Here is a 12455-nt window from a genome sequence, read left to right on the forward strand (position 1 = left end):
TCGACGTCGCGGTGATCGAACTAATGGGAATGACGACCCACCGGGTGTGCATCGAGAACCCGGATGAATTCCTCGTCGGTTTCCATTACCGCGCCGGTACTCAGTGGGCTTACCGTTTTGCGATAAATCTCCTGCCAGGGCGTCTGATTCACCAGCTGGGTGCCCTGCAAGTGTCGGCGGCGCTCTGTCAGCGCTTCGTCGCTCAGCAGCAGATCGACCCGATGGTTGGCGAGGTCCACACGGATGCCGTCGCCCGTCTGCAACAGGGCCAGGCCGCCGCCTGTAACCGATTCCGGGACAATGTGCAGAATCGAGGGGCTGCCGGACGTGCCGCTCTGGCGGCCGTCTCCCATGGTGGGCAGACAGTTGATGCCCCGCTTTACCAGCCGTGCGGGTGGCAGCATGTTCACGACTTCCGCAGAACCCGGGTAGCCCACCGGACCCACGTTGCGGATAACCAGAATACAGTGTTCGTCGATATCCAGCGCCGGATCGTCGATGCGCGCGCGGTAATCCTCCGGTCCCTCGAAGACGATAGCGCGGGCGGTAAAACACAGAGGGTGCCGGGGATCGGACAGATATTTTTCGCGGAACCCGGGGCTGATCACGGATTTTTTCATCAGTGCGGAATCGAAAAAATTACCGCGCATGATGGCGAAACCGGCTTTCTCCATCAGCGGTTTGTCAGTCGGAAAAATCACCTCGCGGTTGCGTACCGGAAACGCCTCGCAATTGTGCGCGAGTGAGTGGCCGGTAACGGTATTCTGGCTACCATCGATCAGGCCATCGCGGATCAGCTGATTTAGCAGAGCCGGTACGCCGCCGGCGCGGTAAAACTCTTCACCGAGATATTTACCGGCAGGCATACAGTTCACCAGCAGCGGAATGTTCTCACCGTACTGCTGCCAGTCGTCCATGGTGAAGTTCACGTCTTTCATGCCCCGTGCCAGCGCTAACAGATGTACCACGGCGTTGGTCGAACCACCGAGCGCGCTGCAGGCTACGACCGCATTGAGGAAAGACCGACGGGTGAGAATATCCGATGGTTTCAGATTCTCAAACGCCATTTCCACGATGCGCCGCCCGGTGTGGTAGCCCATCTGCGCGCGCTCTTTATATGGCGCGGGAATGGCGGCACAGCCGGGCAGGGACATTCCCAGCACTTCTGCAAGGGCATTCATCGAAAGCGCTGTGCCCATGGTGTTGCAATGGCCGACACTGGGGACAGACGCCGCCGAGGCCTCCATAAATCCCGTGTAGTCCAGCTCTCCCTTCGCCAGACGCTCGCGGTTCTGCCAGATGGCAGCACCGGAGCCGACACGTTCCTCCTTGTCCGTGCCACCATCGCAACTTACCGGTCGCCAGCCGTTCAGCATCGGCCCCCCGGAGTAAACAATCGCCGGGATATCCAATTGCAGCGCGGCCATTAATGTAGCCGGTGTGGTTTTGTCACAACCGGTGGTGAGTACCACGGCATCAATCGGATAACCGTGCAAAATTTCGATTAGCCCGAGGGTTGCCAGATTGCGGTCAAGCGCCGCGGTGGGGCGCCGGCCCTGCTCAAAAATGGGGTGCACCGGGAATTCCATCGGAATACCCCCGGCATCGCGGATGCCGTCTTTTACCCGCTGCGCCAGTTCCCGGTGGTGTCGGTTACAGGGGGTTAGATCGCTGCCGGTCTGGGCAATGCCGACGATCGGCCGCCCGGATTGCAGCTCTTCGCGGGTGAGACCGAAATTGAAGTAACGTTCAAGATACAGTGCGGTGTGATCGGCATTCGCCTTGTCGTCGAACCAGTGGGCGCTGCGGAACCGGGGGGTCGATTTTCTGCGGGGATCGGTCATGATGAGTACGGTTTTTTTTTGTTATTGAGGCGATGGCAATTTGTTATTCACACCGGCTATGAGCCAACACCGGTTATACATTTTTGATGTAACGGTACATCTGGTATGTAAGACGGTCGAACAGGGCAAAAACTCCCCATTGCTATGGAGAGTTTTCAGTGGAAAAAACAGATAATGTGAACGACTCAGTTATTTCCGAGTACAAAACAGCGTTCCAGATCCTTTGGGTATCGCAGGCCCAGGTTTGCAGCGCTTTTGCCGGTTTTGGGCTGTAGGTTCTGCTCTTCCTGCTCGTGCTTCTTCTGTGCGGCGAGCAATGCGGGTTTGGAAGAACTGTGGGGCTTTACCGACAAATGCGTATTCATGGTGGCGACCTCGACTACTTATACGCTACTGCTTATATCCTTGCTGCTCTCGGTGCGCGCTGCTCCCGACTGAAATGACCGGGTTCGGCGCGGCTACTAGTTCTAACTGTAGTGTAAAACTCGCTGAATCCGCTGCCGGCGATGATCTTTTAGTGAACTTTTATCGAACTTTGCGCGCAATTCCCGGTCGCCGTAAGATGCTGCGCAATATTTCGTTAGTAAGGTGTTTCTGCGCGGAAAATTTGCCGCGGCGGGGATCAGCCGGGGGCTCTGCCAGTGGACTTGCGTACGATCAGCCTGTGGGGAACGATCTCCGGTGTACTGTCGCCTTCGCCACCGTCGATCACCTGGCAGAGGCGGCGCATACTGCGCTCGCCGATTTCTTCCGCCGGCTGGGCAATGGTGGTCAGCGGGGGATCCGCGATTTCCGCGTAGCGGATATCGTCGAAGCCGATTACGGAAATATCCCGTGGAATTCTCAGGCCGGCACTTTTGATCTCATGCAGGGCACCCAGGGCCATTTCATCGTTGGCACAAAACAGCGCGGTGGGGCGCTGTTCCAGATCCAGCAGGCGCCGGGTGGCGCGACGGGCACCGTCGATGGACTGCTCGCCCTCTACGATCCAGTCATTGGATACCGCCAGTTTCGCTTTGCGCATGGCCTTGCGATAACCCTTCTCGCGATCCCTGGTGAGTAGAGAATCCCGCTTGCCGGTAATAAATCCGATGCGCTGGTGGCCGAGCTGGATCAGGTAGTCGGTACCATCCGCGGCCGCAGCGATGTTGTCTACGCGCACACTGGGGAAGTGACTGAGTTCCGCGCTGACGCTTTCCAGTCCCAGTACCAGTGGTGGGTGCGCGCGCGCGCTGCCGCGGTTGGCAGTGGCTTCTTCAAACGGAGAAATACTGGCTAACAGCAGGATGCCATCCGCCTGTTTGGAGAACACCATGTCGGTGTACTCGTCGAATTCGTGGGAGTTGGACTGGGTATCGCGAATCAGAATACTGTAGCCCTGCTCATCCGCCACCCGCCATACCCCGCGCATGACACCGTCGAGAAACGGGTCGCCAACGGCCGGCAGCACCACCACGATCAGGCTGGTCTTGCCGCGGCGAAAGTTGCGCGCCAGGGCGTTGGGCGCGTAGCCCACGGCGTCGATGGCGGCCTGCACTTTATTGCGGGTTTTTTCCTTCACCTGTTCCGGGCTGTTGAGATAGCGGGAAACTGTGGCGGTAGATACACCGGCGAGCTTGGCGACTTTTTTGATGGACACTGGCGCCCTCTGTTCTGCAATTCTGATGATACCAGTGTGTCCTGGTAGGCGAAGGGCCAGATGGTAGCGCCTGCGTCGCCGGAATGGTATCCGGGGCATAAAAAAGGGCCTGCAATGGCAGGCCCAAACCAGAGTCATCTGACGTTGAGGTGATATCAATCAATCCTGGGTATTGCGGAAAAGCGTAGCGGATGGATGGCAGAAGGTGGCCGCCAGGAACCCGCGCAACCGCTTTATCGCGATACTCAGATGTATTGATTGATCAGGTTCTCATACAGCTCCTGCTTTCCGCTCGCCGGGTGGGGCTCGCCATTTTCGGCAGCCAGGTTGCGCAGGTCTGTAAGGCCAAGTTTACCTTCGGTAAAGGCCTTGCCGTTGCCCTCCGCAAAACTGGCGTAGCGCGCGGCTTTCCAGCTTGCGTAGGGCGATTCGGTGAGAATTCTGTGGGCCACTTCGAGGCCGCGGGCGAAGGTGTCCATACCGCCGATATGGCCGAGGAAGATATCTTCCATATCCACGGATTCACGGCGTACCTTGGCGTCGAAGTTGAGGCCGCCGGCTTTGAAGCCGCCATTTTCCAGAACCACCATCATGCCGTGCACTGCATCGTACAGATCGGTGGGGAACTGATCGGTGTCCCAGCCGTTCTGGTAATCGCCGCGGTTGGCATCGATGGAACCGAGCATGTCGGCATCGGCGCACATCTGCAGTTCATGGGCAAAGGTGTGGCCGGCGAGGGTGGCGTGGTTGGCCTCGATATTAAGTTTGAAATCCTTGTCCAGACCCCAGTGGCGCAGGAAGCCGATCACGGTCTGCGCGTCGAAATCGTACTGGTGTTTGGTGGGTTCCATGGGCTTCGGTTCGATCAGGAAAGTGCCTTTGAAACCGATGGAGCGGCCGTAATCCCGCGCGGCGGTCAGGAAGCGCGCGAGGTTCTCCTGTTCGAGTTTCGTATTGGCGTTCTGCAGGCAGATATAGCCTTCGCGGCCGCCCCAGAATACATAGTTCTCACCACCGAGCGCCACGGTGGCATCCAGTGCGGCCTTCACCTGGGAGGCGGCGTAGCTCAGTACCTTGAAGTCCGGGTTGGTCGCGGCGCCGTTCATATAGCGCGGGTGGGAGAACAGGTTGGCGGTACCCCACAGGAGTTTCATGCCGGACGCATTCTGGCGCTCCGCCGCCAGCTCCACCATTTTTGCCAGGTTGCTCTCATACTCATGGATGCTGCTGCCTTCCGGAGACATATCCACGTCGTGGAAACAGTAGTAGGGCACACCCAGCTTGGTGGTGAATTCAAAGATTGCATCCATACGCTGGCGCGCTGCGCTGAGTTCATCGGCAGCGTCGTCCCAGGCGAACACCTGAGTGTTGCGGCCGAACGGATCGGCACCCTTGCCACAGAAGGTATGCCAGTAGCACACCGCAAAACGCAGGTGTTCTTCCATGGTCTTGCCGCCGATTACTTTATTGGCGTCATAGAATTTAAAGGCCAGCGGGTTGTCGGAACCACGGCCTTCGAAAGGAATCTTGCCGATGCCGGGGAAATATTCTCTATCACCGATAAAAAGATTTCTGCTCATGATCTGCTCCAGAATTATTCGTTGATTTGTACGCTCGGGTACTGCTGGCCGAGCAGTTCGAGGAATTTTTGGTAAAGAGACTGATACGCGGCCGCGGCCGCTGCATCCGGTGTGCAGCCGAGGCGGGTATCCACCGCCAGGTGTTGCCGGGTGAGTTCCAACAGATCAGCGTGTTCATCGCAGGCCCACAGTGCCTGCATGGCGGCGCCGAACGCCGCGCCTTCCTGTTGTATCGGTACTTCCACCGGCAGGTTGAAAATATCTGCAACCATCTGCCGCCAGTGGGCACTCCTGGCGCCGCCTCCGGTCAGGCGAATAGCGCTGAACTGCTGGCCTGCACGGGCGAAGGCATCGAGGCCGCGACGCAGGGTAAACGTCGCCCCTTCCATGGCGGCGCGGTACAGGTTCGCGGGTGTTGTATTGCCGTCGCTCATACCGTGCAGGCTGGCGCGGGCATGGGGCAGGTTGGGGGTGCGCTCTCCGTTGTACAACGGCAGGCTCAGCAGGCCGTCGCTGCCGATCCGTGATTGCGCCAGCAGCGACTCACATTCATCGATGGTTTTTCCCAGCGCCTTGCGGGTGATTTCCGTGGCCACGGTGCAATTCATGGTGCACAAAAGCGGTAGCCAGCCACCGGAGGAAGAGCAGAACGCCGCGAGTTCACCGTCGGGATCCATGGCGGGTGTGTCGCTGTGGGCGAACAGGGTGCCGGAAGTACCGAGGCTAAGTGTCAGCACGCCGGGCGCTATCGAACCGGTACCGAAGGCGGCCATCATGTTGTCGCCGCCACCGGTGGAAACTCTGACCCCCGCCGGCAGCCCGAACTCCCGCGCAGCGTTGGCGCTGAGCGGAATGGTGGCATCGGCTTGCAGCAGCGGTGGCAACAGCGGCAGTAAATCCCGATCCGGATCCAGTGCGCGCAGCATTTCACGGTCGTATTCGCGGCGCAGGATATTCAGATAGCCGGTGCCGGACGCATCGCCGAACTCGGTGAAGATTTTTCCTGTGAGATAAAAGTTCAGATAGTCGTGGGGCAGCAGGATATGTGCGAGTTCCCCGTAGGCCTGTGGGTTGTTTTTCTTCAGCCACAGAACTTTGGAAATGGTATATCCCGGCAGAATCGGGTTGCCCACCGCGTCGATGCAACGTTCAGTGCCGCCGAAGCGAGCGGTAATTTCCTCGCATTCGGCGATGGTGCTGGTATCACACCAGAGCTTCACTGGTGCGATGACGTCGCCATTCTTGTTCAGTGGCACGAATCCGTGCTGCTGGCCGGATACTCCGATGCCGCGTACGCGGCCTTTGATCTCCGTTGGCAGTTCACTCATGCACTGGTGCAGCGCGGCGAGCCACCAGGCTGCCAGCTGTTCGCGGCTGCCGTCGTCACGGCTGATCAGTTCCAGTGGCGCGGCGGAGACGTGCAGAATTTTTTTCTGCTCGGCATCGTAGGCCAGCAGTTTCAGGCTCTGGGTGCCGGCGTCGATGCCCAGGAATACTGTTTGTGACGCGCTCATTTACACCGCCTCGAAATTTCTGGCGCGGGTCTGCAGCTGGCTTTCCAGTGCGCACTGGTCGAGCACGAATTTACGGATACCTTCGCCGAGCTTTTCGTGTGCCATAGCGTCGTCGTTGTGCTGGAAGCGGAAGTCACTTTCTGCCAGGGGGGCGGCGGTATTGCCTGTGTCCGCCGGCGCTGTCAGCGCGCGCGGAAGTTCGCTCTGGTCGGCGGCGAGCTGCGCGAGCAGGTCCGGGCTGATGGTGAGACTGTCGCAGCCGGCGAGCGCCTCGATCTGCCCGGTATTGCGAAAGCTCGCACCCATGACGGTGGTGCGGTAGCCGTGCTCTTTGTAGAAGTGGTAAATACGGCGCACGGATTGCACGCCGGGATCCTGCTCCGGAGTGAAGCCGTTGGCATCGGTATTCTTCAGATGCCAGTCGAGAATGCGACCTACAAACGGAGAAATCAGGGTAACCCCGGCGTCGGCACAGGCGCGGGCCTGGGCGAAGCTGAACAGCAGGGTCAGGTTACAGTGAATTCCCTCGCGCTCAAGAACCTCCGCGGCCTTGATGCCCTCCCAGGTCGAGGCGACCTTGATCAGCACGCGCTCCGGTGCCACGCCTATTTGCGCATACAGCCCCATCAGCCGGCGCGCGCGCTCCAGAGTGGCTGCGGTATCAAAGGACAGCCGTGCATCCACTTCGGTGGAAATACGCCCGGGGACGATCTGCAGGATTTCACGGCCAATGCCAGCGGCCAGGTAGTCACAGCACAGTGCCGTCTGTTCATCGTCGCTGCCACCCTGCGTGGCTGCAAAGGCGATGGCGCGGTCGATCAGCGGCTGGTATTCCGCCTGCTGCGCGGCCTTCAGCAGCAGAGAGGGGTTGGTTGTGGCGTCCAGCGGGGTGAACTGGCGGATCGCGTTGATATCACCGGTGTCTGCCACCACAGCGGTCATCGACCGCAACTGACTGAGCTTGTCCATGAGGTATTGATTTCCCATCTATCGCCTGTTTCCGGGTCGATGCATTCGGCGATGCCCTGCACCCAAAATGTAAACGTTTTCATTTTGGCGTAGTGTGCATGATCCTGGGGAGGAATGCCAGAGTTGGGTTTGAAAGAATTATTCGATGTCTGACGTTTACATCTATTGGGTCACCGCAGCTGATAAAGAATATGTATAGGTAAATTTGATGAGGTCGAAAGGTTTATTTGATTTCAGCTATTGCTGCGTTCTCCTTACCTTTATCCGTGTTTGGAAGCCTCAGTGAAGGAGAAAGCGAATGAAAAGTCTGATTTCAGTTTCCGTTGAGTCCACCGATTTGGAATGTAACTACAGCGACAATTACTACGGAGATCAGGTATGCATTCCGAAGACATAGTGACGACGCTGGTGACCAGGATTCTGCTGTGTGCCCTTGAGTCCCAGTTGCGCAGCCCGCCAGAGAAATCTGCGGGCGGCGATCGGGCTGGCGGGTGACGTGGTCTCGAACCGGCGGGAGATGCTGTGCACTCGCAGCTCCCGCAACTGGCGGCCCACCTGGTATCGGCTAGGCTTTTTGCAGTATTTCGCCATATAAGGTTACCGTCATGCGTTTCATTCCCCGCCCGGAAGTCTTCGCGAGTGTGCTGCTTGGAGCGGCGATCGCTCTGAGTGCTGTTGCTGCAGAAAAACCCAAGCCCGCAAGCGACGCCACAAAGCGTGCGAATGATGCGCTGCTGCAGGAGCTGCCCTTTGCGGATAAAACCGCATTTGAACAGGCACATAAGGGATTCATCGCGCCACTGCCCGGCGCCCTGATCAAAGGTAAACAGGGCAATGTGATATGGAACCCTGACCAATACAGCTTTATCAAGGAAGGTGACGCCGCGCCGGATACGGTTAACCCCAGTCTGTGGCGGCAGTCTCAGCTCATCAATATTTCCGGGCTGTTCGAAGTTACGGATGGCATCTATCAGGTGCGCAACCAGGACCTCTCGAACATGACCATCGTCGAGGGAAAATCCGGTCTCACCATTATGGATCCGCTGATTTCCGCGGAAACTGCCAAGGTCGCATTGGATCTGTACTATCAGCATCGACCGAAAAAGCCGGTGGTAGCGGTGATTTATACCCATAGCCATGTGGACCACTACGGTGGTGTGCGCGGTGTGGTAGACGAAGCGGATGTGAAATCCGGCAAGGTAAAAATATACGCGCCGGTCGGCTTTCTCGATGCCGCGGTTGCCGAGAACGTGATGGCGGGTACGGCCATGAGCCGTCGCGCCAGCTATATGTACGGCAACCTTTTGCCGCCAGATCCCAAGGGCCAGGTTGGTGCCGGCCTCGGTACCACCACCTCCGCCGGTACGGTGACATTGATCCCGCCCACCGACATCATTGAGAAAACAGGCGAAACCCGCACCATTGACGGGTTAACCTACGAATTTCTGTATGCACCCGGCTCTGAAGCGCCCTCGGAAATGCTTTTCTATATAAAAGAGAAAAAGGCATTGAATACCGCCGAGGACTCTACGCATACCTTGCACAACACCTATTCCCTGCGCGGCGCGAAGATTCGCGACCCGCTGGTGTGGTCCAAGTACCTGAACCAGGCATTGGATATGTGGGGCGACGAGGCGCAGGTGATGTTTGCCATACACCACTGGCCGGTATGGGGCAATAAAGAACTGAATACGCATATTGGCCTGCAACGGGATATGTACCGCTATATCAACGATGAGACTCTGCGGCTCGCCAACCAGGGTTACACCATGGTGGAAATCGCGGAGCAGATTCAGTTGCCTGAAGCCATCGACAAACACTTTTCCAACCGCGGCTATTACGGTTCCGTCAATCACGATGTAAAGGCAACCTATGTTCTGTATCTCGGTTGGTTTATCGGCAACCCCGCCACACTGCATGAACTGACGCCGGTCGACGCTTCCAAGCGCTATGTGGAAATGATGGGTGGTGTAGATGCGTTGCTGAAAAAGGCAAAAACCTATTACGACAAGGGAGACTTTCGCTGGGTGGCGCAGGTGGTGAACCACGCGGTATTTGCCGAGCCGGGTAATCAGGCGGCAAAAAACCTGCAGGCGGATGCCCTTGAGCAGCTCGGCTATCAGGCGGAAAGTGGTCCCTGGCGTAACTTCTACCTGACCGGCGCGCAGGAGTTACGCAACGGTGTCGCCAAGCTGCCGACACCCGACACAGCCAGTCCGGACACCGTGCGCGCCATGGATCTGGATCTGTTTTTTGATTACCTGGCCATGCGACTCAATGGCCCCAAAGCCGCGGGAAAACATATCGTCATCAATATGGACTTCACCGACACCGGCGAGAAGTATCTTCTGGAGATGGTTCATGGCGTACTCAACCATACGCCAAAGCGGCAGGCAAAAGGCGCGGATGCGACCTTGCAGTTATCGCGGGATACATTGAACAACATCGTGTTGCAGCAGACCACGATGAAAGATGCTATCGACAGCGGAAAAATAAAGGTGAGTGGCAGCGCGGCAAAGGTAAACGAGTTGATGTCTTATATGGACAATTTTGAATTCTGGTTCAATATCGTTACGCCATAGCTTTTGGGGGGCTGGCATGGGTACATTCCGTGCCAGTGTCTACCGCGTTAGAAGTTTCATCGGATGTAAAGCAGACGTAATTGTCTACGCGAGTTTCTGGAGGAATTCCGGTGCCCACCTAAAATCCATGGGTGAAACAGATAATACGAAATGGAACTTCGTTACTGTGGCCGGGCCGCGCCTGCTGGGTTCGTTGGATGGGCGTATTTGGACTCGCCATCGGTATCACCCCGGCGGTTGCGGGCAGTCTGTCCCTGCAACTGGAAAACGACTCTTTTGATGGCGCCAGCGATGCGGATTACACCCAGGGCCTGCGCTTGTCGTACACGTCGGATTCCGCCCCAGGTTGGATGACCTCGCTCCTTCCCGACCGCTACCGGGAGCGAGAGCTTCGCGCGCAGTATATTCTCGGTCAGGCTATTTTTACCCCCTACGAAATTTTTGAGGCAGAGCTGCTGGAGTACGATCGGCCCTATGCCGGCTGGCTGTACCTGGGGGCGGGGCTACATTCGGTAAACCTGATGCCCGAATCGCGACTGGCGGTCGCCGAACGCTTTGAAGTCACTGTCGGTATAGTCGGCCCATCTTCCGGTGCGGAATCCGCACAGCGTTCATTTCATCGCGTTCTGCAAACCTACGACGTAAACGGTTGGGATAACCAGCTGAAGGACGAAGCGACGCTGATGCTGAGTTATGCGCGCAAGTGGGCGCATATCCAGCCCCTGGGAGAATCCGGGCTGAATGTCGAATTGTCCGGAACCCTCGGTGGCAACCTCGGCAATGTGAATACTCAACTGATGTCGGGAGTTGGCCTGCGTGTTGGCCGCGATCTGTTTTCCAGTGTGGGTGTGAATGCGCTGGCACCTGCCACGGCGGCGCCAGACGGTGGCATGGGAAGTGATGCCGGCTGGTATCTTTTTTCCGATTTCCAGGTGCGTTTTGTAAACCGGGATATCTTCCTCGACGGCAATTCCTTCAAGGAAAGCCACAGTGTGGAGAAAGAACCCTGGGTGGGTGAATGGCGGATGGGTCTGGTATTTTCAACCGGTCCCCTGCACTGGAGTCTCTACCACGCGCGGCGTTCCCAGGAGTTCGTTGACCAGTACGCGGATGTGCAGTTTTCCGGCATTGGGCTCAGTGTATCGTTTTAAGATTTTTTGACTTGGCCGATGCGGACGCACTACTGCATCATAAACCCGTCAGGGGTGAGTCTTCGCCGTGTTCCGCAGTCGATAACTTCAGTTTTTAAAGGCTCCATGCTCAGCGCGCCAGCGTGCGGGTGAGACGCCAAACTGGCTGGAAAACCAGCGAGTAAATGAACTCGCCACGGAATAACCGAGCATATCGGAAATTCGCCCCAGGGAATAATTCGGGTTTTCCATATAGTGAAGCACCAGGTTGCGGCGCACATCGTTGATCAGGTCGGAAAACGAATCACCACTGTCCTCGAGACGGCGCTGCAGTGTGCGCACGTTCATACCTAGAGCCTGGGAAATCTGCTCGATATTGGCATGTCCCATGGGCAGAAAAAGATAAATCGCCTGGCGTACTTCCTGCGCAAACGGTTGCTGTTTGGAGCCGGGCAGCGACGAAATAAAAGTCTCCGCGTATTTCGCCATGGCCGGATCGGCATTGGGGTTGGGGAAATCAAGATCCGCCGCCGGGCACACGATTCCATTGAAATCCGCACCAAATTCAATTTTGCAGTTGAATATGCGCTTGTGCAGTTGAAGGTCGGGCGGTGCACCGTGGGTGAAGTTGACGCTCACCGGGTGCCAGTGGCTGCCGAGCAGCGCGCCGCACAGTCGATACAGCACACCGATGGCAAATTCCGTCGCCTGTCGGGAAGGTCGCGACGCCCCGGTGACCACCTCCTCGCGAATGACCACTACCTTACCGGCATCCTCGATGTGCATGATCAGGGCGTCATTCATCAGATGCCGATACTTCATGGTGGTATGCAGTGCATCGCGCAACGTCTGCAGGTGTGGCAGCAGCAGGCTGATGGCACCAAAATCCGATAACTGGCGCACCTCTGCCAGGCGCAGTCCAAAGCTGGGACAGTGACTTTCGCTGGCTGAAATTTCCAGAAGCTCCACCACCGCGTCCGCGGAAATACGGCTGTCCGTCTGTGCGATCATCGCCGCACTCAAACCCACCTGATGCAGCAGGCGCGCGGGGTTCAGCCCCAGATGCTGAGCCAGTTCTCCATAGTTGTTCAGTACCGCGGCACGAATCTGGCTCGTCATCGGTATTCCCCTATCGCTCTCGTCATTATTCTAGTGTGTCATGAAAAGAAAAGTATATGTCGTTCAGGGTGAAGATGG

Annotated in this window: 9 protein-coding genes; 2 read left to right on the forward strand and 7 right to left on the reverse strand. The window is 57.4% G+C overall.

The genetic code is table 11. The features are described 5' to 3' along the window. Positions 1-20: 20 nt before the first annotated feature. The 6 genes from C3938_RS09450 to tal form a co-directional block, all read right to left on the reverse strand. A complete protein-coding gene (locus C3938_RS09450) occupies positions 21-1844 on the reverse strand; it encodes an IlvD/Edd family dehydratase (RefSeq protein ID WP_105102887.1) in 1824 nt (607 codons plus the stop codon). A gap of 185 nt (positions 1845-2029) precedes the next feature. Further along, complete coding sequence (locus C3938_RS09455; RefSeq protein ID WP_105102888.1) at positions 2030-2209, reverse strand: hypothetical protein; 180 nt, start codon at positions 2207-2209, stop codon at positions 2030-2032. Positions 2210-2466: 257 nt separating this feature from the next. After that, on the reverse strand, positions 2467-3483 hold the full coding sequence (locus tag C3938_RS09460; protein WP_158681624.1) for a LacI family DNA-binding transcriptional regulator: 1017 nt from the start codon (positions 3481-3483) through the stop codon (positions 2467-2469). A 245-nt stretch (positions 3484-3728) separates the two neighbouring features. After that, on the reverse strand, positions 3729-5063 hold the full coding sequence (xylA, locus tag C3938_RS09465) for a xylose isomerase (RefSeq protein ID WP_105102890.1): 1335 nt from the start codon (positions 5061-5063) through the stop codon (positions 3729-3731). 14 nt (positions 5064-5077) lie between these two features. Next, complete coding sequence (xylB, locus tag C3938_RS09470) at positions 5078-6577, reverse strand: xylulokinase (RefSeq protein WP_105102891.1); 1500 nt, start codon at positions 6575-6577, stop codon at positions 5078-5080. Then, positions 6578-7546 (reverse strand): transaldolase, encoded by a 969-nt coding sequence (gene tal, locus C3938_RS09475; protein WP_105102892.1) that lies wholly within the window; start codon positions 7544-7546, stop codon positions 6578-6580. Between the two features lie 605 nt (positions 7547-8151). Between tal and C3938_RS09480 the strand changes: the two genes are divergently transcribed. Next, complete coding sequence (locus C3938_RS09480; protein WP_105102893.1) at positions 8152-10128, forward strand: alkyl/aryl-sulfatase; 1977 nt, start codon at positions 8152-8154, stop codon at positions 10126-10128. A gap of 197 nt (positions 10129-10325) precedes the next feature. Beyond that, complete coding sequence (locus tag C3938_RS09485) at positions 10326-11279, forward strand: lipid A deacylase LpxR family protein (protein ID WP_105102894.1); 954 nt, start codon at positions 10326-10328, stop codon at positions 11277-11279. Between the two features lie 87 nt (positions 11280-11366). On the opposite strand, the gene C3938_RS09490 is transcribed toward C3938_RS09485, so the two are convergent. Next, positions 11367-12377 carry an AraC family transcriptional regulator gene (locus C3938_RS09490; RefSeq protein WP_105102895.1) on the reverse strand — a complete coding sequence of 337 codons (1011 nt, stop codon included), beginning with the start codon at positions 12375-12377 and terminating at the stop codon, positions 11367-11369. Positions 12378-12455: the final 78 nt, after the last annotated feature.

The organism is Microbulbifer pacificus, assembly GCF_002959965.1.
GTDB classification, from domain to species: Bacteria; Pseudomonadota; Gammaproteobacteria; order Pseudomonadales; family Cellvibrionaceae; genus Microbulbifer; species Microbulbifer pacificus_A.